We start from the raw sequence: 18,759 nt of genomic DNA on the forward strand, positions 1-18,759 counted from the left end.
TGAGCACCGGGGGCGGCCGGAGGTGAGGGGTACGGCGAATAGTCGCGTCGAGGAGCGGACGCCGCAGCCGGCCGGGCCGGTCGGCCGATCCCCGATGCCCCCGTTCGTCGGTCGGGCGGACGCGCTGGCCGTGCTCGACGGCGCGTGGTCCCGGTCGCTCGTCGGCGACGGTGAGCTGGTGCTGGTCGGCGGCGAGGCGGGCGCGGGCAAGACCCGGCTGGCCGCGGAGTTCGCGCGGTCCGTGCGCGACGGGGGCGCCGCGGTGCTGCGGGGGACCTGCGAGCCGGACCTCGCGCCGCCGCACCAGCCGTGGGTCCAGGTCGTCGAACAGGTGCTCGAGGCGGTGCCCGCGTACGCCGTCCCACCCGCGCTCACCGCGCTCGTCGAGCCCGCGGTGGCGGTCGGGCCGCCCGTGGACGCGGCGGTCGCCCGGGCCCGGCTGCACGCCGGGTTCGCGCAGGTGCTGGCGGCCGCCGCGCACCGCAGACCCACCCTCGTCGTGCTCGACGACCTGCACTGGGCGGGCCCGCAGACCCTCGCCGTGCTCGGCCACCTCGCGCGCACCGGCCTGCCGGCGCGTGCCGTGGTGATCGGCACGTTCCGCGACACCGGTGACGAGCGGAGCGACCCCCTCGACCGCTGCCTCGCCGACCTGCGTCGCCACGACACCGTGACCCGGCTGCCGCTGGCCGGGCTCGACGAGGGGGCGGTCGCGCGGTTCGTCGCCGGGGCCGTCGGGCACCCCCTGGACGCCGACCTGCGCACGCTCGCCCGCGAGCTCGCCGACCGCAGCGGCGGCAACGCCTACCTCCTCGGCGAGCTGTGGCGACACCTGGTCGGTGCGGGGGCGGTCGCGCCGGTGCGGGGACGGTGGGCCGTGCGGGACCGGACCTCCGGGGGAACGGTTCCGGCCGGGGTGCGCGAGGTCGTCGCGGCGCGGCTGCGCAGGCTGTCCCCCGCCGCCCGCGGGCTCGTCGAGCTGGCGGCGGTCGCGGGGCGGTGCAGCGACCTGGAGGTCCTGGCGGCGGCGCTGCACACCACCCCCGACGCGCTCGACGCCCCGCTCGACGAGCTGCTGCGCGCCCGGCTGCTCGCCCCGGTCGAGGCGGTGGCGCTGGTCCACCGTTTCGAGCACGCCGTGGTCCGGGAGAGCGTCGAGACGGGGATGCGGCCGATCGCGCGGCGCCGCGCGCACCTCGCGCTCGCCGAGGCGCTCGAGCAGGCCCCGGACCGCGGGTCGCTCACCGAGCTGGCCCGCCACCTGACCGCGAGCGCGCCGCTGGCGCCGCCCGACAAGGCCGTGCACTACGCCCTCCTCGCCGCCGCCCGGGCCACCGGCAGAGGCGCGCACGACGAGGCCGCCGCGTACCTCGACGCCGTCCTGACCTGCGGTCCGACCGGGATCGACCGGGCGCGGGTGCTCGTGGCGCTCGCCGCCGCGTGGTTGCGGCGCGGCGTGTACGGGCGCTGTCGGGACCGGGCCGCCGAGGCCGTCGACACCGCCGCCGACCTCGACGAGCCCGAGGCACGTGAGCTGCTCGCGGACGCCGCGGTGCTCTACGCGGAAGCGGGCCACCTCCCGGAGTCCCCGCGGACCCCGGCCGTCGCGCTGGTCCGGCGGGCCGTGGAGCGGGTCGGCGCCGACGCGGGGCCCGCCGCGATCCGGCTGCAGGCGTCGCTGGGCAGGGCGCTCGCCGCCGAGGGGCGGGGTGAGGAGGCGCTGGGGCGCATCGAGGTCGCCGTGGCGCGGGCCCGCGAGCTCGGGGACGCGGGCGCCCTGCTCGTCGGGCTGCGGGCGGCGATCACGGCGTGGTCCGACCCGCGGCAGGTGCTCGACGCCGCCGTCGAGCTCCAGGAACTGGCCGAGCGGCACGGCGAGCACTGGAGCGTGGCGTACGGGAGCGGGCACGAGAGCCGGGCGCGGATCGCGCTCGGGGAGCTCGACGGCGCCGCGGACGCCGCCGCACGGATGCGGCGGACCGCCGAGACCGGCCGGTACCCGCCGTTCCGGCAGTCGGCGGCCCACCTCGATGCGATCCTCGCGCTGGCGGCAGGCGACCTCGGTGGGGCCGAGCGGAGCCTCGCCCTCGCCGAGCCGGACGACGCGGCGTTCGGGGACGGCGGGGACGGCGGGGACGGCGTCGCGATGGTCGTCGTCCGACGCGCGCAGGGCAGGCTCGCCGAGGTCCTCCCGCTGGTGCGAGCCCGCGCCCGAGTCGCCGCGCCGCCCGTCTGGGGACCCGCCCTCGCTGCCTGCTACGCCGAGCTGGGCCGGGTCGAGGACGCCCGCGCCGTCCTCGACGCCCTCGCGCCGCGCGGGTTCGCCGGGATCCCGCGGGGCCCGATGTGGCCCGCCTGCGCGGGCTTCCTGGCCGAGGGCTGCGTGCGCACCGGGGCCCGCGCACACGCCGACGCCCTCGACGGTGCGCTCGCCCCGTTCGCCGGGACCAACCTGACCGCCGCGTTCACCCTCTGCCTCGGCCCCGCCGACCGGCTGCGCGCCGGGCTGCACGCGCTCGCCGGGCGTCCGGACGAGGCGGACGCGTGCTTCCGCGCCGCCCACGCGCTCGCCCGGCGCTCGGGCTCACCGCTGTGGGAGGCGGAGGTCCTCGCCGACCGCGCCGCGGTGCTCACCACGCGCGGCGACGCGGGGGGCGCGGCGCGCAGCCGCGCCCGCGCCGAGGCGCTCGCCGGCCCGATCGGGCACGCGCTGCGGCCGGGCGTACCCCCGGCCGACGGCCTCTCCGACCGCGAGCGGGAGGTGCTCGCCGCCGTCGCGGCGGGGCTGTCCAACCGTGGTATCGCCGCGCGGCTGTTCATCAGCGAGCACACGGTCGCCAACCACGTGCGCGCGATCCTGCGCAAGACCGGGAGCGCCAACCGCACCGAGGCGGCGGCCCGGCACCTCCGGGGGTCGTGAGTGGAAAGTGGTGCTCGGGCACCACTTGCCGCGCACGGGCGGCGGAGCCGCGGATCAGAGGGTCGCGCGCAGCTGCGGGGCGATGTCGGCGATGCGGCCCAGGACGCCGTTGAGGAACCGGGGGCTGTCGTCCGTGGACAGGGTGCGGGAGAGCTCGACCGCCTCGGTGATCGCCACCGGGTCGTCGATCTCGTCCACCCACAGCAGCTCGTAGATGCCGATCCGCAGCAGGGTGCGGTCGACGGCGGGCATCCGGGCGACCGTCCAGCCCTCGGCGTGCTCCGCCAGCAGCTGGTCGATCCGCTCCCGGTGCGCGACGACGCCGCGGACCAGCATCGCCGCGTAGTCCGACACGGGCGGGGCGTCGTCGGTCTCGCGGCGCTGGGTCAGCACCGCGAGCGCGTCGTCCCCCCGCGCCTCGGACTCGAACAGGATGTCGAGGGCGCGTTTGCGGGCCTTGGTGCGAGCCCGCACGTCAGGAGCTGACGCGGCCGAGGTACCGGCCGTCCCGGGTGTCGACCTTGACCTTGGTGCCGGTCTCGAGGAACAGCGGCACCTGGATCTCGGCCCCGGTCTCCAGGGTGGCGGGCTTGGTGCCGCCGGTGGAGCGGTCGCCCTGCAGCCCCGGGTCGGTGTGGCTGATGACCAGCTCGACGGAGGTCGGCAGCTCGATGAACAGCGGCGCCTCCTCGTGGAAGCTGACCTGCGCGACCTGGTTCTCCAGCAGGTAGTTCGCGTTGTCACCGACTGCCGACGCGGGGATGTTGAGCTGGTCGAACGTGTCGCCGTCCATGAACACGAAGTCCTGGCCGTCCTTGTACAGGAAGGTCATGTCGCGGCGGTCGACGGTCGCGGTGTCGACCTTGGTGCCGGCGTTGAAGGTCTTGTCGACGACCTTGCCGGTCATCACGTTCTTCAGGGTGGTGCGCACGAAGGCGCCGCCCTTACCGGGCTTGACGTGCTGGAACGCCTGGACGGTCCACAGCTGGCCCTCCAGGTTGAGCACCAGGCCGTTCTTCAGGTCGTTCGTCGTGGCCACGTGCGGGACTCTCCTCGTACTCGGTTCGCCGGGGGACGCGCGCGGGGTCGCTCCCGTGGAACCGGTACGACCGCACACGGCGGATGGCTCCAGCGTACCGGTCAGATCTCGAGCAGCTCCTTCGGGAACCCGGTGAGGGTCTCGCCGTCCACGACGAGGGTGTCCTCGATCCGGACCCCGCCGCGTCCGGGCAGGTAGACGCCCGGTTCGACGGTCACGCACATGCCGGCCTCCAGCACGTCGGCGGACGACGCCGACAGCGCGGGCGCCTCGTGGATCTGCAGCCCGACCCCGTGCCCCAGACCGTGCACGAAGAACTCCCCGCGCCCTGCGGCGACGATGACGTCCCGCGAGGCGGCGTCCACCTCCTTCGTCGCCACCCCGGGCTCGACGGCCGCGCAGCCCGCGGCCTGGGCCGCGTGCACCAGCGCGTACAGCTCCCGCTGCCAGTCCGCCGCCCGCCCGACGACCACGGTGCGCGTCATGTCCGAGTGGTACCCGTCGACGAGCGCGCCGAAGTCCAGCTTGAGCAGGTCGTTCGCGGCGACGAGAGTGTCGGTCGGGGCGTGGTGCGGGATCGCGGAGTGCGCGCCCGCGGCGACGATCGAGTCGAAGCCGGGCCCGTCCGCGCCGAGCGCCCGCATCCGGAACTCCAGGTCGAGGGCGATCTCGCGCTCGGTGCGGCCCTCCAGGGGGCCGTGCAGGAGGTCGGTCAGGGCCTGGTCGGCGATCGCGCAGGCCCGGCGCAGGGCCGCGATCTCGGTCTCGTCCTTCACCACCCGCAGCTGCGCGACCAGGCCCGGGGCGCGGACCAGCTCGGCGTCCGTGACCGCCGCGAGCGCGGCGTGGCCCTCGACGGTCACGGCGTCGGACTCGAAGCCGATCCGGCCGGTGGCCCGCGCGGCCAGCGCCGCGACCGTCCCGCGCTCGATCAGCGGCTCCAGGTCCGGGACCTCGACGGCGGCGCGTGCGGTGTAGCGGCTGTCCGTGCCGAACAGCGCGCCGTCCCGGGTGAGCAGCAGCGCCCCGTTGGAGCCGGTGAACCCGGTCAGGTAGCGCACGTTGAGCAGGTCGGTGACCAGCAGGCCGTCGAGCCCGGCGGCGTCGAGCAGGGCGCGCAGGGCAACGCGGCGGGCGGCGGGCGTCATGGCGCCTAAGGTAGGCCCATGGGTGCGCTGTACTTCAAGCAGCTGTTGTCCGGCAGGGACTTCGCCGTGGGCGACCGGGTCGCCACACAGATGGTCAACTTCGCGTACCTGATCGGGGACAGCGAGACCCGGGAGGCGGTCGTCGTCGACCCCGCGTACGCGCCCGGCGAGCTGCTGGACGTCCTCGAGGCGGACGGCATGCGCCTCACCGGCGTCCTCGCCACGCACCACCACCCCGACCACGTCGGCGGGTCCATGATGGGCTTCGATCTCGACGGGCTCACCGGGCTGCTCGAGCGCACGCAGGTGCCGGTCCACGTGCAGGCCGCCGAGGCGGACTGGGTCACCAAGGTCACCGGCGTCACCGACCTGGTCCCCCACGGCAACGACGAGGTGGTGACGGTCGGCGACATCCCCATCCGGCTGCTGCACACCCCCGGCCACACGCCCGGCAGCCAGTGCTTCCTGGTCGACGGGAAGCTCGTCGCGGGCGACACGCTGTTCCTGCAGGGCTGCGGGCGCACGGACTTCCCGGGCGGGGACGTCGAGGCGATGTACCGCAGCCTGCAGCGGCTCGGGGCGCTCGCGGGCAACCCCATCGTCTACCCCGGGCACCTGTACTCCGAGGACCCGTCCGCCCCGCTGCTCGACGTGCGCCGCACCAACGTCGTCTTCCGGCCCCGCTCGGCCGAGGAGTTCGTCCTCGCGTTCGGGAACTGATGTCGCTTCCTCGGCAACCGGTTCTCCGCCCGGTGGATGCTGGTCGCGTTGGCGCTGATCTGGTCGGCCGCGCAGCTGCCGATCCTGGTGCCCGCGGCCGGGTTCGCGGTCCTGCTGGTCACCCGGATCCTGCTCGGTGCGGGTGAGGGGCCGGGTGTCCCGCTCGGCATGCACGTCGCGTTCACCTGGGTCGACGAGCGCAAGCGGGGCTTCACCGCCGCGCTGCTGACGGTCGGCTCCGGGCTCGGCGTGATCCTCGGCGCGCCGCTGCTGAACGCGGCGGTGCACGCGTGGGGATGGCGCGCCGCCTTCGGGATCCTCGGCGGGATCGGGTTGCTGTGGTGCGTCGCCTGGCTGGCGATCGGCGGCGACGGACCGCACGCGGTGACCTCGCCCGCCGCCCCGGTCACGCAACCCCGGGTCCCGTACCGACGCCTCCTGACGTCCGGGACCTGGCTCGGCACCGTGCTCTCCGGGTTCACCGTCTACCGGGGGCTGGCGCTCGCGATCGCGTTCCGGCCGCTCTACCTCGCGGCGGTCGGGTTCGGCGGCGGGATCATCGGGCTGGTCGTCACCGTGCCCGCGTTCGTGTCGATCGCGTTCATGCTGCTCGGCGGCGGGCTCTCCCAGCGGCTGCTGCGCCGCGGAGTGTCGCGGCACCTGGCGCAAGGCGTGCTCGGCGGCGCGTTCGCACTGGTCGCGGGCATCTCGATGCTGCTGGTCACCCGGATCGACGCGCCGTGGCTGCTGCTGCCGTTCATCGCGCTGGCGTTCGGGATCGGCAACTCGCAGACCCCGCTGTCGCAGGCCGCCGTCGCCGACACCACGCCGACCCGCCAGCGCGGCGCGGTGCTGGGGACCTGGTACGCGGTCGTCGCCGTCGCCGGCGTGGTGTCGCCGCTGCTCACCGGCATCCTGGTCGACGCGGCCGCCACGCCGCTGGAGGGCTTCGGCCGCGCCTTCGACATCGCGGGCCTGCTGATGGTGGTGGGCGGGCTGGTCACCATGCTGGTGGTCCGCCCCGACCGTGACGCCGAACGCCACGGCCTGCGCTCGGCGTCACCCGTGGCGGTCGCGACGACCTGAGCCCACCCGCCGGCCCAGGCGAACGGCGCTAGTGCTGGGCGAGGTAGCGCAGCGCGAGGACGTAGCCCTGCACACCCAGCCCGACGATCGTGCCGGTGGCGACCGCGCTGACGTAGCTGTGGTGCCGGAACTCCTCGCGCTGGTGCACGTTGCTGATGTGCACCTCGACGAGCCCGCCGGTGAGCATGGCGCAGGCGTCCCGCACGGCGACGCTGGTGTGCGTCCACGCCGCCGGGTTGAGCACGACCGGGATGCCCGCGTCCGCGGCCTCGTGGAGCCAGCCGAGCAGCTCGCCCTCGGTGTTGGTCTGCCGGACCTCCACCTCGAGACCGAGCTCGGTGCCCGTCTGGACGCAGAGCTTCTCCAGGTCCGCGTACGTGGTGTGCCCGTAGATGCCGGGCTCGCGCAGGCCGAGCCGGTTCAGGTTGGGGCCGTTGAGGACGAGCACGCGTGTCATGCGGACACCGTCGCATAGGCCTGCTCGAGCAGCTCCGGGGCCGGGCCCTCCAGGCGTCCGGGCTTGGCGAGCCCGTCGAGCACCACGAACCGCAGGGTGCCCGCGCGGGATTTCTTGTCGCCCCGCATCGTCTCGACGAGCTCGGGCAGCACACCCGCCTCGTACGTCGTGGGCAGGCCGATCGAGGTGAGGATGGCGCGGTGCCGGTCGGTGGTGGCATCGTCCAGGCGCCCCGCCGCGCGCGCCAGCTCGGCGGCGAACACCAGCCCGACGCTCACCGCCGCCCCGTGCCGCCACCGGTACTCCTCGCGGCGCTCGATCGCGTGGCCCAGCGTGTGGCCGTAGTTGAGGATCTCCCGCAGGTGGGACTCGCGCAGGTCCGCCCCGACGACGTCCGCCTTCACCCGGATCGCCCGCGTGACCAGCTCCGGCAGGACGTCCCCCGTGGGGTCGAGCGCCCGCCGCGGGTCCTGCTCCACGAGGTCGAGGATCACCGGGTCCGCGATGAACCCGGCCTTCACGACCTCGGCCATCCCGGCCGCCAGCTCGTCCCCAGGCAGCGTGTCGAGGGTCGCCAGGTCGACGAGCACCGCGCCGGGCTCGTAGAACGAGCCGACCAGGTTCTTGCCGGCCGCGGTGTTGATGCCGGTCTTGCCGCCGACGGCCGCGTCGACCATCGCGAGCAGGGTGGTCGGGACGTGCACGACCTTCACCCCGCGCATCCAGGTCGCCGCGACGAACCCGGCCAGGTCCGTCGCCGCGCCCCCGCCGAACCCGACGACGACGTCCTGCCGGGTCAGCCCGATCTGACCGCAGACCTCCCAGCAGAACCCCGCGACGGCGAGTGACTTGCCCTCCTCGGCGTCCGGGATCTCGACGCGGTGGGCGTCCAGCCCCGCGGACTCCAGCTCCTGGCGGACCGCCTCGGCCGCCTCGGCCAGCGCGGGCTGGTGCACGAGCAGCGCCTTCGCGGCCCCGAGCCCCTCGACGGTGCCCGCCAGCCCGGCGCGCACCCCCCGCCCGACGACGACCTCGTACGGGTTCTCGGCCGCGACGCGGATGCTGGTGGGGGCGGGAGGAGCCGACATGCGACGACCCTAACCGGCGGCCCCGCCGAAGCCCCGGCCCGCCCGGTCCCGACCGCTCCCGGCCCGCCCGGCCGCCGGGCACGCCGTCGTGCTCGCTCGCGGTCCGGGGCTCGCGGTCCGGGGTCAGTCCGTGAGACGGCCGAGGACGGGGTCCGGCAGCGGGGCCGCCTCGCTCGGGGTGATCTCGTCGTTCGGGTCCGCGTTCGCGGACCCGCCCGCCTGCCGGTCCACCGTCTCCAGGCCCAGCCCGGCCAGGACCGCCGCCGCAACCTGGTTGGCGCTGCGCCTGGCCGTGTCGACCTGGATCGTCGCGACCTGCGCGTACAGCGGGGCGCGGGCCTCGAGCAGCGTCCGGAAGGTGGCGCGGGGGTTGACCCCGGCGAGCAGCGGCCGCGCCGTGGACATGCCCGTGCGACGGATCCCGTCCGCGAGACTGACCTGCAAGGACACCACCCGGTGCGCCGCGAGGAGCGCGCGGGTCTCCGCGGCCAGCACGGAACCGCCGCCGAGCGCGAGGACACCGCACTCCGTACCGAGCAGCTCCGCCACCACTTCCCGCTCGACGGCCCGGAACGCGGGCTCCCCCTGGGTGGTGAACATGTCCGCGATCGTGGTGCCGACCCGCTGCTCGACGACCGTGTCCACGTCGGTGAAGGTCACCGCGAGCCGCCGGGCGAGCACCTTGCCGACCGTGCTCTTGCCCGAGCCGGGCGGACCGACCAGCACCAGCAGCGGGCGGCTCACCGGGGGTCCTGCGACCCGTGGTGGAACCGGCGTGCGACGTCCTCGCGGTACGCGGCGACGTTCCGCCGGGTCTCGGCCAGCGAGTCGCCGCCGAACTTCTCGAGCGCCGCCTCCGCCAGCACCAGCGCCACCATGGACTCGGCGACCACACCGGCCCGGGGGACGGCACAGGCGTCCGACCGCTGGTGGATCGCGGTGGCCTCCTCCCCCGTCGCCGTGTCGATGGTGCGCAGCGCGCGCGGGACCGTGGAGATCGGCTTCATCGCGACCCGCACCCGCACCGGCTCGCCGTTGGTCATGCCGCCCTCGATGCCCCCGGCGCGGTTGGAGAGCCGCTTCACCGGGTCGCCCGGGACCATCTCGTCGTGCGCCTCGCTGCCGCGGCGGTGCGCGGTCCGGAACCCGTCTCCGATCTCGACGCCCTTCATGGCCTGGATGCCCATCAGCGCGCCGGCGAGTTTGGCGTCGAGCCTGCGGTCGGACTGGACGTAGGAACCCACGCCCACCGGCATGCCGTAGGCCAGCACCTCGATCACGCCGCCCAGGGTGTCCCCCGCCTCGTGCGCCGCGTCGATCTCGGCGATCATCCGGGCGGCGGTGTCCTCGCCCAGCGCACGCACGGGGCTGGCGTCGACCCGGTCCAGGTCCGCCGGGCCCGGCACCGGGTCGCCCTCCGGGGCGTCCACCGCGCCGATCGCCACCACGTGCGAGACGACGTCGACGTCGAACGCCTGCTTGAGGAAGGCCTTCGCGACCGTCCCCATCACGACCTTCGCCGCGGTCTCCCGCGCGCTCGCCCGCTCCAGCACGGGACGGGCCTCGTCGAAGCCGAACTTCGTCATGCCCGCGAGATCGGCGTGGCCGGGCCGCGGACGGGTGAGCGGCGCGTTGCGCGCCCGGTTCGCGATCAGCTCCGGGTCCACCGGGTCGGCCGCCATCACGGTCTCCCACTTGGGCCACTCCGTGTTGCCGATCCGCACCGCGACCGGGCCACCCTGGGTCACCCCGTGTCGCAGACCGCCGATCACCTCCAGCTCGTCCGCCTCGAAGGCCATCCGGGGGCTGCGGCCGTGACCGAGCTTGCGGCGGGCCAGCTCGGCCTGCAGCTCCTTCGTGGTGACCTCGACGCCGGCCACCATGCCCTCCAGGACGGCGACCAGGGCCGGGCCGTGCGACTCGCCTGCGGTGATCCAACGCAACACCCCGCGATTCTCTCACCCGGCCACCACCGCCCCGACGGGCCCGGTCAGGCCGGCACCGACCGCCGTCGCCGCCGCGGTCAGCCAGGCCGCGGCGAGCATCGACGGCCCGTGCGGCAGCTCCACCCGGCCCACCCCCTCCTCGGCGCCCGCGGCGGCAGGCCCGAGCCGCGACGGCGCCCGCGGGGCCCTGGAGGCGGGACGCGCGCGCCAGGCCCCCGCGACCCGCGCCGACGCGACAGGACCCCCCTCGGCCCCCGCGTCCCCGCCCGGGGCGGCCGCGGACTCGTGGCGGCGCCCGCGGCGCAGCCGCCGGAGCCCGACGGTCGCCCCCAGAAGACCGCTGAACAGCGCGGCCAGGGCACAGCCGAGGACCAGCGCCGACCAGGATCCCGCGGCCAGCACCGCACCCACCGGGGCGGCGAGCTTCACGTCCCCGAGGCCGAGCGCGGCGGGCGAGACCGTGTGCACCAGCAGGTGGACCATCGCCAGGAGCACCGCCCCGGCCGCCGCCCTGCCGACCGCGGACCCACCCAGCGGCACGACCAGCGCCAGGGCCGCAGGCAGGGCCGGGAGGGTCAGCGCGTCCGGCAGGCGGTGGTGGCGCACGTCGACCACGCCCGCGACCACCGCCAACCACGCCGCGCCCGCCAGCACGGGCACCCAGGCGAGCGGGACGTGCGCCGTCGCCGCGCCCGCCGCGACGCCCGCCCAGAGCCCGCCGACGGTGACCTCGCACCAGGGCGGCGGGATCGCCGTGCCGCGCCTGAGTCGCCCCACCAGCCCGCGTCCCACCGCGCCCGCGAGCATCCCGGCTCCCGCGCCCAGCAGGGCCCAGGCGAGCCAGGCCTCCCGCCCCGAGAGCCACTCCCCCGCTGCAGCCACTGCGCCGCTTGCGTCCATGTCCGCCCCACCCCTTCCGGCTCGACACCGGTCCGCACCGGTCGTCCTCCACCGCCGCCGCGAGCCTGCCGCGTCCGGCGAGGCCTCGGACGACGTCGACGGATTCGGTCCACAGGTGCCGTTTCCCGTGGATGACCAGGGCTCGGTGCCGCCCGCTCGCCGGGAACCGTCCGCTCGCAGTGGTAGTGCGCGTCACCGCCGGCGCCCGCCGCGGCTGCGGCAGGATCGAGGGGTGCCCCCTCGTGACCCCGGGACCGCCCGCGCCGTCGTGCGCGCGGAGGTGGACCACGGACGCGCGGAGCTGATCGGCGACCCGGACCGCCCGCAGGCGTGGACGCTGCTGGTCGACGGGACCGCCCAGTCGCACGTCGACCTCGCCGATCCCGAGCACCTGGAGTTCGAGTACGTCCGGCGGATGGGGCACGTGATCGACCTGGCCGCCCCGCCCTGGACGCCCCTGCGCGCCCTGCACCTCGGCGGCGGGGCCTGGACGTTGCCCCGCTATCTCGCGGCGACGCGCCCCGGGTCGGCGCAGGTCGTCGTCGAGCTGGACGCCGCGTTGATGGACCTGGTCGCCGCGCGGCTGCCCGTCAACGATCCCGGGCTCCGCCTGACCAGCGGAGACGCCCGGGCCATCCTGGCGACCCACCCCACGGGGTCCGCCGACCTCGTCGTGCTGGACGTGTTCGCCGGGGCCCGCACCCCGGCGCACCTGACCTCCGCGGAGTTCGTGGCGGACGTCCGGCGGGTCCTCGCCGCGGACGGGGTCTACCTCGCGAACGTCGCCGACGGCGGGGACCTCGCGTTCGCCCGCGACCAGCTCGCGACGGTGGCCGAGTCCTTCCCGCGGCTCGCCGCGATCGCCGCCCCGGACCTCCTCGCGGGCAGGCGGTTCGGGAACGTCGTGGTGGTCGCGTCGGCCCGGGAGCTGCCCCTCGACGAGCTCGTCCGCCGGACGGCCGCGGACCCCTTCCGCGCCCGCGTCCTGTCGGGTGCGGAGCTGCGCGAGCGGATCCGGGGCGCGCGGGTCCGGCGGGACCGCGCCACCACCCCCTCGCCGGTTCCGCCCGCGGGCTTCTTCGGCCGGTAGGCCGCGGCGGCGCCGGCCCCGAGGTGTCCGACTCGCGTGTTCGAGGTGAGGGACTCGCGGGTCCTGGGGGGTCGCGTTCTAGAAGGCGCCGTTGGCGATGGCTCGTCCGACGTTCGCCTGGTGCTCGGCGAGGCTGGTGGCGAAGCAGCTGGTGCCGTCGGTCTGACAACGGACGAAGAAGGTCCACGGGCCGGGTTCGGGGGCCAGACCCGCGGCGATGGCGTTCTTGCCCGCCGCGGCGATGGGCGTGGGTGGCAGGCCGGTGTTCTGGTAGGTGTTGTACGGCCCGGCCGTCGCGCGCGCCTCGGCCGTGGTCCGCAGAGCCTGCAGATCGAGCGGGTAGTTGACCGTGGAGTCCATCTCGAGGCGCTGGTTGACGTCCAGCCGGTTGGTGATCACCCGCGCCACCTTGGGCATGTCCGGGGTGATCCCCTCCTTCTCCACGATCGAGGACAGCACCAGCAGCTGGTAGGCGGTCAGCCCGTCGTGGGTGGCGTCGCCGGTCAGCCCGTCGGACTCCAGCTTGGCCACCGACACGGCGAGCAGGGACTTCCAGACGTCCGCGGCGGAGGTGCCGGGCGCGACGTCGTACAGACCGGGGGTGATCAGGCCCTCGAAGCGGCGGCCCGGCTCGGCCCGCGCCACGTCCTCGACCGCCCACTCCGGCACGCCCAGCGAGGCGGGGTCGGCGGTCGCCATGGTCTGGCGGAGATCGTCCGCGGTGAGGCAGGTGCGGGTGCCGTCGAGCTCGGCGCAGCTCGCCGCCGCGATCAGGCTGAGGACGCCGGGGGCGACCGTGCCGTCGGGTGAGCGGGTGTCGTCGAGCTGGGTCCCGCCGCGGACCTCGAGGCGCCCGACCCGGGAGCCGGGGTCGACCAGCGCGGCGACCGCGGCCGTGCCGGACATCTTGAGCTTGACCTGGTAGTACCCGGGCTGGATGGCGAGGATCCGGCTGTCCTCGGCCGCGGCCTCGGTGAACGCCTCCCGGCTCGCGACGACGCCGCGGTTGGCCAGCATCGTCGCGATCTGGCCGGTGGTGTCCCCATCGATGACCCGGACGACGGCGTCCCCCTCGCCGGGCCCGTCGAAGTCGTCCGTGAAGAACCGCGACCCCACCAGATAGGCGCCGCCCCCGAAGACCACGCCCAGCAGCAGCAACGCGGCCAGCAGGACGAGCACCCCCCGCCTGCGCCTGCGCCGGGCGTTCTCCCGCAGCTCGGCCCGCCGGGCGGCGAGCTCCTCGCGGCGGGTCAGGAACGGTCCGGGCGGCGGGTGGCTCACGCGCGCCGGACCCGGGGGTGGACCGTGCGGAGCAGGCCGTGTGCGGTCGCGCCGAGGACGGGGACGTGGGGGCGAGACGTCCGGTTCACGCCCCGGACTGTAACGGCCGGTCAGCCGCGGGAGTCCAGATACCCCTGCAGGATGGCCACCGCGGCCGCCTGGTCGATCACGGCGCGTTGCCGACGGCCCTTCACCCGGCCGCGCAGCTGCTGCGTCGCCACGACCGTGGTGAGCCGCTCGTCCTGCAGCACGACGGGGACGGCGGGGACGACCAGGGTCAGCTCGTCCCGGAAGGCGAGAGCCGCCTCTGCCGCCGGGCCCTCGCGCCCCGCGAGGGTCCGCGGCAGCCCGAGGACGACCTCGACCACGAGATGCTCCTCGACCAGCTCCGCGATCCGCCGGGCCGCGTCCGCGCGGGGCACGGTCTCGAGCGGGGTTGCCACGAGCCCGTCGGGATCGCAGAGCGCCGTCCCCACCCGCACCGAGCCGACGTCGACCCCCAGCCTGCGCCCGCGCGGGGTGATCATGCGCACGCCGGTGGGGCCGACGGGGCCGGTGACGCTTGGGACGCCCAAGCACCGCTCAGCGACGCTTGGGCGTCCCAAGCGTCAGCGGGCACCCGAGCGGCACGAGCAGCGCACGCGGCACCAGCAGCACCAGCGTCACCCACGCACGGCCTCGCGGAGCTGCTGGATCGCCGCTCCCACACCCGCCGGGTCCGTGCCGCCGCCCTGGGCCAGGTCGGGCTTGCCGCCACCGCGCCCGCCCACGGCCGGGGCGAACGTGGGAATGAGCTTCCCGGCCGCCAGACCGCGGTCCCGGGCCGCGGCCGTGGTCGCGACCACGAACGCGACCTTGTCCCCGTCCGAGGAGAACAGCGCGACCACCCCGGGGGCCGAGCCCAGCCGACCGCGGACGTCCGAGGCGAGGTTGCGCAGGTCGTTGCCGCCCAGCCCGGCCGGGGCCTCGACGGCGACCAGCGACACCCCGCCCAGGTCCTCGGCCTGCGCCGCGAGCGACCCGGCGGAGGCCAGGACGGCCTCGGCGCGGTGCTTCTCGAGGTCGCGCTCGGCGTCTCGCAGCCGCTCGACGAGCCCGTTGATCCGCTCGGGCAGGTCCTCGGGCTTGGCCTTGAGCTGCTCGGCCAGCGACGCGACGAGCAGGTGCTCCTTGGACATGTAGTCGAACGCGTCCAGCCCGACGAGGGCCTCCACGCGCCGGACGCCGGAGCCGATCGAGCCCTCGGAGAGCACCTTGATCAGGCCGATCTCGCCGGTGCGGCCCACGTGGGTGCCACCGCACAGCTCGCGCGAGTAGTCGCCCATGTCGACGACCCGGACGCGGTCGCCGTACTTCTCGCCGAACAGCATCATGGCGCCGAGCCGCTTGGCCTCGTCCATCGACGTCTCGTAGGTCGCGATCTCGCGGTTCTCCTGCAGCACCGCGTTGATCTCGCCCTCCACCTCCGCGAGCTGCGTCGGCGACACCGCGCCCGACGGCGAGGTGAAGTCGAACCGCAGCCTGCCCGGGGCGTTCAGCGAACCGGCCTGCGCCGCCGAGGTGCCCAGGGCCCCGCGGACGCCGGCGTGCACGAGGTGCGTGCCGGTGTGGGCGCGCGAGATCGCGGCCCGGCGGGCCACGTCGACCTCGGCGATGACCGACGAGTCCAGGGTCGCGGTCCCGGCAGTCACCACGCCGCGGTGCACCCGCAGGCCCGCGACCGGGGACTGGACGTCGTCCACCCGGACCTCGAAGGACCCGGACCTGAGCACGCCGCGGTCCGCCTGCTGACCGCCGGACTCCGCGTAGAAGGGCGTGCGGTCCAGCACGACCTCGACCGACGAGCCCTCGGGGGCGGCGGGTACGGACTGCCCGTCCACCACCAGCCCGACGACGGTGCCCTCGGCGACCAGCTCGGTGTAGCCGAGGAAGTCCGTGGTGCCGTGGGTGTCGAGCACGGCGCGGTAGATCGTGCCGTCCCCGTGCCCGACCTTGTGCTTGGCGGCGTCCGCCTTGGCGCGCGAGCGCTGCTCCTGCATGAGTGCCGTGAACCGGTCCTGGTCCACCGACAGCCCCTGCTCGGCGGCCATCTCCAGGGTCAGGTCGATCGGGAAGCCGTAGGTGTCGTGCAGCTGGAAGGCCTTGTCCCCCGGCAGCACGAGCGCGCCGGAGGACCGGGTGTCGGCCACCGCGGTGTCGAAAATGCGGGTGCCCGACGACAGGGTGGCGCGGAACGCCTCCTCCTCGGCCTCGACGACCGCGGAGATCCGCTCGAAGTCGGTGGTCAGCTCGGGGTAGGTCGGGGACATCTCGTCCCGCACGACCTCCGCGAACGCCTTCAGCACCGGTTCGGTGATGCCGAGCAGCCGGGCCGAGCGCACGATCCGCCGCAGCAGCCTGCGCAGCACGTAGCCCCGGCCCTCGTTCGACGGGGTGACCCCGTCACCGATGATCATCACGCCGGAGCGCGCGTGGTCGGCGATGACCCGGAAGCGGGTGTCGTCCTCGGCCGAGGCGCCGTAGCGGCGGCCCGAGAAGTCCTCCGCCCGCGCGATCACCGGCCGGACCAGGTCCGTCTCGTAGACGTTCGCGACGCCCTGGAGCAGGTAGGCGACCCGCTCGACACCCATGCCGGTGTCGATGTTCTTCGAGGGCAGGGTCCCGATCGGCGGGTGCCCGAGCTTCGGCGAGAGCTCGCCCCGCTCGTCCTGCATGAAGACGAGGTTCCAGATCTCCAGGTACCGGTCCTCGTCGACGACCGGGCCGCCGTCGCGGCCGAACTCCGGGCCGCGGTCGTAGTAGATCTCCGAGCAGGGCCCGCCGGGACCGGGCACGCCCATGTCCCAGTAGTTGTCCTTGCCGTCCCGGCGCTGGATGCGCTCCTCGGGCAGCCCGGCGATCCGCTTCCAGAGCGCGATGGCCTCGTCGTCCGTCTCGTAGACGGTGACCCAGATGCGGTCCGGGTCGAACCCGAATCCGCCCGACGCCAGGTCCCCCGTCACGAGGTTCCAGGCGTGCTCGATCGCCCCGGCCTTGAAGTAGTCGCCGAAGCTGAAGTTCCCGGCCATCTGGAAGAACGTGTTGTGCCGGGTGGTCTTGCCGACCTCGTCGATGTCCCCGGTGCGCACGCACTTCTGGATGGACGTCGCCCGCGGGTACGGCGCCGGGGCCTGACCCAGGAAGTAGGGCTTGAACTGCACCATGCCCGCGTTGACGAACAGCAGGTTGGGGTCGTCGAGGATCAGCGACGCGCTGGGCACGGGCGTGTGCCCGGCCTTGACGAAGTGATCGGTGAAGCGACGGACGATCTCGTGGGTCTGCACGATGTCTCTCTCGAAAGGGGTTCTAGCGACGGCGGATCGGCTGCGTGGCGTCGTTCGCAGGCGGGTCCTCGCTCAAGGCCTCACCGTACGTCGGGACGTGCCCACCCGTCCGCTTCTCGACGAGCGCGGTCAGCTCCTGCTCGCGGTCCTGCATGCCGGCCCGGACCTCGGCGCCGAACGCGCCCAGGCCCGCCCCCAGCTCACGCAGGCCGTCCGCGAGGTTCGCGCCGATGCCCTGCGGCGTCAGCTGCTGCTTGGTCTCGGTGATGCGGCGCATGACGTAGGCGCCCGCGGCCGCCCCGACGCCGACCCAGAAGAGGCGCTTCACTTGCGACGCCCCCGCCGCTTGCTGTGCTGCCCCGCGTCCTTCGCCCCGCGCCGCGCCTTGAGGGCCTTGTTCAGGCCGTAGGAGAAGGCGGCGGCGCGCACCAGCGGCCCGCCGAGCGTCGCGGTGAACAGCGAGGTGAGCACGGAGACGTTGCTCGTGACCGTCTTGGCGCTCGACGTGATCCCGTCGACCCGCTCCAGCTGGGTGTTGACGCTGGTCAGCGTGGTGTGCGCGTCCGTGAGCAGCGGGGTCGAGCTCTCGTGGGCCTTGCGGATCGCCACGGTCGCCTCGTCCAGGGTGCGGCCGAGCTTGAGCAAGGGGATCGCGAGCAGCACGACGAGCACCACGAACGCGATCGCCGCGATGAGCGCAGCGATCTGACCTGCCGACACGGGGCCCTCCAGCGACTTTCCGAGATCGCCCCCACCGGCGGGTGGAGGTCGGCGGTCAGGCTACCGCCGACCTGAAGGAGCCCGCTGCAGAACCCCGACGTGCCGCGGTCCGCGGGCGGGCTCCTCGGCGACGGTCAGTCGGACGCCCCGCCGGTCACCAGCGAGCGCAGCCGGGCCAGGGCGCGGTGCTGGGTGACCCGGACCGCGCCCGGGGTGGAGCCGACCGTCTGTGCGGTCTCCTCGGCGCTCAGGCCCACGACGACGCGCAGCACGAGCACCTCGCGCTGGCGCTCAGTCAGGACCGTGAGCAGACCACCCAGACGGGTGTTCAGCTCGGCCATCAGCGCCTGGTGCTCCGGCCCGTCGAGGACGACGCCGGTGTCCGGCACGTCCGCCACCGGCTCCGACTTGTTCCGGCCGATGGCGCGGAAGGTGTCGGTGACCTTGTGCGCGGCGATCCCGTAGACGAAGGCGCGGAACGACAGCCCCTTGACGGTGTAGCCGGGCAGCGCGGCCAGCACGGCCACGCAGACGTCCTGCGCGACGTCCTCCGCCGAGCCGATCACGCTCTCCTGGCGGCCCAGGCGGGCGCGGCAGTAGCGCAGCACGAGCGGGCGGATCTCCTGCAGCAGCTTGTCCCGGGCCGTCTCGTCCCCCGCGACCGCGGCGGCGACGTACTGCTCGAGCGGCGCGGGGGCCGGGACCGGCCTGCCGTTCGCCGTGCGGGCCTGCTCGACCGGCTCGATCGCCGGCTCGGCGATCACCTCGGCGGCGACCTCGGCGATGACCCCGGCGGTGGCCTCGGCCTTGCCGCCCTGCAGCACGTTGAGCTGCGGTCGACCCGGCGCCTCGACTCCGTCCTCGGACTCGACGGTCCCGAGGGCGTGCGGTCCGAGCGGCGGCTCGGCCACGGCGGCCGTCATCGGCCGGATCCGGTGGTGGTGCGGTACATCGGGAACCCCTCCCCTGGACAGGCGGGACCGCGGAACGTCCCCCTGTATGCGTCACGGTGTGACCGCCGGACCCGATGTGCCCTTCGGA

At 75.0% G+C, this 18,759-nt stretch carries 17 protein-coding genes and 1 pseudogene; 4 read left to right on the forward strand and 14 right to left on the reverse strand.

Features of this window, described 5'->3' with window-relative positions:
- Positions 1-94 precede the first annotated feature (94 nt).
- Complete coding sequence (locus BLS43_RS06280) at positions 95-2,920, forward strand: ATP-binding protein (RefSeq protein ID WP_176921192.1); 2,826 nt, start codon at positions 95-97, stop codon at positions 2,918-2,920.
- Between the two features lie 54 nt (positions 2,921-2,974).
- On the opposite strand, the gene nusB is transcribed toward BLS43_RS06280, so the two are convergent.
- The 3 genes from nusB to BLS43_RS06295 all read right to left on the reverse strand — a co-directional run bounded on the left by nusB (position 2,975) and on the right by BLS43_RS06295 (position 5,107).
- Complete coding sequence (gene nusB / locus BLS43_RS06285; protein ID WP_093078127.1) at positions 2,975-3,394, reverse strand: transcription antitermination factor NusB; 420 nt, start codon at positions 3,392-3,394, stop codon at positions 2,975-2,977.
- 1 nt (position 3,395) lies between these two features.
- Entirely contained in the window at positions 3,396-3,959 is a 564-nt protein-coding gene (gene efp / locus BLS43_RS06290; protein WP_093078130.1) for an elongation factor P, read from the reverse strand.
- Positions 3,960-4,060: 101 nt separating this feature from the next.
- Positions 4,061-5,107: a M24 family metallopeptidase gene (locus BLS43_RS06295; RefSeq protein WP_093078133.1), complete on the reverse strand. Its 1,047-nt coding sequence runs from the start codon at positions 5,105-5,107 to the stop codon at positions 4,061-4,063.
- A gap of 18 nt (positions 5,108-5,125) precedes the next feature.
- Between BLS43_RS06295 and BLS43_RS06300 the strand changes: the two genes are divergently transcribed.
- Together BLS43_RS06300 and BLS43_RS06305 are read left to right on the forward strand one after the other, a co-directional pair.
- A complete protein-coding gene (locus BLS43_RS06300; protein WP_093078136.1) occupies positions 5,126-5,827 on the forward strand; it encodes an MBL fold metallo-hydrolase in 702 nt (233 codons plus the stop codon).
- 21 nt (positions 5,828-5,848) lie between these two features.
- Positions 5,849-6,913: pseudogene (locus BLS43_RS06305) on the forward strand (MFS transporter); the annotation flags it as partial.
- Positions 6,914-6,941: 28 nt separating this feature from the next.
- On the opposite strand, the gene aroQ reads toward BLS43_RS06305, so the two are convergent.
- The 5 genes from aroQ to BLS43_RS31625 all read right to left on the reverse strand — a co-directional run bounded on the left by aroQ (position 6,942) and on the right by BLS43_RS31625 (position 11,304).
- A complete protein-coding gene (gene aroQ, locus BLS43_RS06310; protein ID WP_093078142.1) occupies positions 6,942-7,370 on the reverse strand; it encodes a type II 3-dehydroquinate dehydratase in 429 nt (142 codons plus the stop codon).
- Positions 7,367-8,458, reverse strand: a complete 1,092-nt coding sequence (gene aroB / locus BLS43_RS06315; RefSeq protein WP_093078145.1) for a 3-dehydroquinate synthase — start codon at positions 8,456-8,458, stop codon at positions 7,367-7,369. Before aroB ends, aroQ begins: the two co-directional genes overlap by 4 nt.
- Positions 8,459-8,581: 123 nt before the next feature.
- Positions 8,582-9,202: a shikimate kinase gene (locus BLS43_RS06320; protein WP_093078148.1), complete on the reverse strand. Its 621-nt coding sequence runs from the start codon at positions 9,200-9,202 to the stop codon at positions 8,582-8,584.
- On the reverse strand, positions 9,199-10,404 hold the full coding sequence (aroC, locus tag BLS43_RS06325) for a chorismate synthase (RefSeq protein ID WP_093078151.1): 1,206 nt from the start codon (positions 10,402-10,404) through the stop codon (positions 9,199-9,201). The genes BLS43_RS06320 and aroC overlap by 4 nt, the downstream gene beginning before the upstream one ends.
- 12 nt (positions 10,405-10,416) lie before the next feature.
- A complete protein-coding gene (locus BLS43_RS31625) occupies positions 10,417-11,304 on the reverse strand; it encodes a prepilin peptidase (protein ID WP_281245814.1) in 888 nt (295 codons plus the stop codon).
- A gap of 232 nt (positions 11,305-11,536) precedes the next feature.
- Between BLS43_RS31625 and BLS43_RS06335 the strand changes: the two genes are divergently transcribed.
- Positions 11,537-12,394, forward strand: coding sequence for a spermidine synthase (locus tag BLS43_RS06335; protein ID WP_245707328.1), 858 nt, complete (start codon positions 11,537-11,539; stop codon positions 12,392-12,394).
- A 78-nt stretch (positions 12,395-12,472) separates the two neighbouring features.
- On the opposite strand, the gene BLS43_RS06340 is transcribed toward BLS43_RS06335, so the two are convergent.
- From BLS43_RS06340 to shbA, 6 genes are all read right to left on the reverse strand, one after another.
- On the reverse strand, positions 12,473-13,675 hold the full coding sequence (locus BLS43_RS06340; RefSeq protein ID WP_245707329.1) for an endolytic transglycosylase MltG: 1,203 nt from the start codon (positions 13,673-13,675) through the stop codon (positions 12,473-12,475).
- Positions 13,676-13,785: 110 nt separating this feature from the next.
- Positions 13,786-14,202 (reverse strand): Holliday junction resolvase RuvX, encoded by a 417-nt coding sequence (gene ruvX / locus BLS43_RS06345; protein ID WP_093078154.1) that lies wholly within the window; start codon positions 14,200-14,202, stop codon positions 13,786-13,788.
- Between the two features lie 135 nt (positions 14,203-14,337).
- Positions 14,338-16,998 carry an alanine--tRNA ligase gene (gene alaS / locus BLS43_RS06350; protein WP_093078156.1) on the reverse strand — a complete coding sequence of 887 codons (2,661 nt, stop codon included), beginning with the start codon at positions 16,996-16,998 and terminating at the stop codon, positions 14,338-14,340.
- A gap of 22 nt (positions 16,999-17,020) precedes the next feature.
- The gene (locus BLS43_RS06355; protein ID WP_093078159.1) at positions 17,021-17,326 is read right to left on the reverse strand and encodes a hypothetical protein; all 306 of its coding nucleotides are present in this window, start codon (positions 17,324-17,326) and stop codon (positions 17,021-17,023) included.
- Positions 17,323-17,718 carry a DUF948 domain-containing protein gene (locus tag BLS43_RS06360; RefSeq protein WP_093078162.1) on the reverse strand — a complete coding sequence of 132 codons (396 nt, stop codon included), beginning with the start codon at positions 17,716-17,718 and terminating at the stop codon, positions 17,323-17,325. Before BLS43_RS06360 ends, BLS43_RS06355 begins: the two co-directional genes overlap by 4 nt.
- A 134-nt stretch (positions 17,719-17,852) precedes the next feature.
- On the reverse strand, positions 17,853-18,464 hold the full coding sequence (gene shbA, locus BLS43_RS06365) for an RNA polymerase sigma factor ShbA (RefSeq protein ID WP_245707348.1): 612 nt from the start codon (positions 18,462-18,464) through the stop codon (positions 17,853-17,855).
- Positions 18,465-18,759 lie beyond the last annotated feature (295 nt).

Origin of the sequence: Pseudonocardia oroxyli (assembly GCF_900102195.1) — a bacterium.
GTDB lineage: Bacteria > Actinomycetota > Actinomycetes > Mycobacteriales > Pseudonocardiaceae > Pseudonocardia > Pseudonocardia oroxyli.

Coding starts and splice junctions, on each gene's coding strand:
- BLS43_RS06295 (WP_093078133.1), bottom strand. CDS start 5,107: ATGACGCCCGCCGCCCGCCGCGTTGCCCTGCGCGCCCTGCTCGACGCC.
- BLS43_RS06280 (WP_176921192.1), top strand. CDS start 95: ATGCCCCCGTTCGTCGGTCGGGCGGACGCGCTGGCCGTGCTCGACGGC.
- aroQ (WP_093078142.1), bottom strand. CDS start 7,370: ATGACACGCGTGCTCGTCCTCAACGGCCCCAACCTGAACCGGCTCGGC.
- ruvX (WP_093078154.1), bottom strand. CDS start 14,202: ATGATCACCCCGCGCGGGCGCAGGCTGGGGGTCGACGTCGGCTCGGTG.
- BLS43_RS31625 (WP_281245814.1), bottom strand. CDS start 11,304: ATGGACGCAAGCGGCGCAGTGGCTGCAGCGGGGGAGTGGCTCTCGGGG.
- BLS43_RS06300 (WP_093078136.1), top strand. CDS start 5,126: ATGGGTGCGCTGTACTTCAAGCAGCTGTTGTCCGGCAGGGACTTCGCC.
- aroB (WP_093078145.1), bottom strand. CDS start 8,458: ATGTCGGCTCCTCCCGCCCCCACCAGCATCCGCGTCGCGGCCGAGAAC.